The following is a 418-nucleotide window of genomic DNA, read 5'->3' as shown; positions in this document are numbered from 1 at the left end:
GAATGAAAATAATTCTAAAATAAAGATTTTGATAATTGCCGCTATAGTTGTTGTTATTGCGGCGTTGATCATTTTTGCCTCCACAAGGAAGGAACAGGATTTTTCGGTTAAATATGCCGGCTTTGATCTTAGCGGCGCAAGCACAGGAAGAACAAATACATATTCACGCTACATGGAAAAGTATATTGATGCGCCTGTCGGACAGAGGGATATTCCCATTAATATTTTTTCATGGACTTCCGCTCAGGGAGCTTCTATTGTTGATAATTTTGAAAAAGAACCGCGTGTTGTGCGTACGGAAGAAACAAGTTTTGTTGAGTATACTGTCAACATTGAGCGCGCCGGACTTTATTTTATAAAAATGGATTATTTCCCAGTTGTGTCGAGGGGTATTGATATAGAGCGCGCTCTTTTGATA

1 protein-coding gene is annotated in these 418 nt (G+C 39.0%); it reads left to right on the top strand.

What is annotated here, in order from left to right:
• Nucleotides 1-28 precede the first annotated feature (28 nt).
• A partial coding sequence (locus tag ACYVTD_RS17170; RefSeq protein ID WP_461248854.1) for a hypothetical protein occupies nt 29-418 on the top strand: 390 nt, incomplete at its 3' end.

The sequence above is a fragment of the Treponema sp. R6D11 genome, assembly GCF_054786075.1.
Note: the sequence above shows the minus strand (reverse complement) of the source record. Positions and strands in the feature narration are given on the sequence as shown.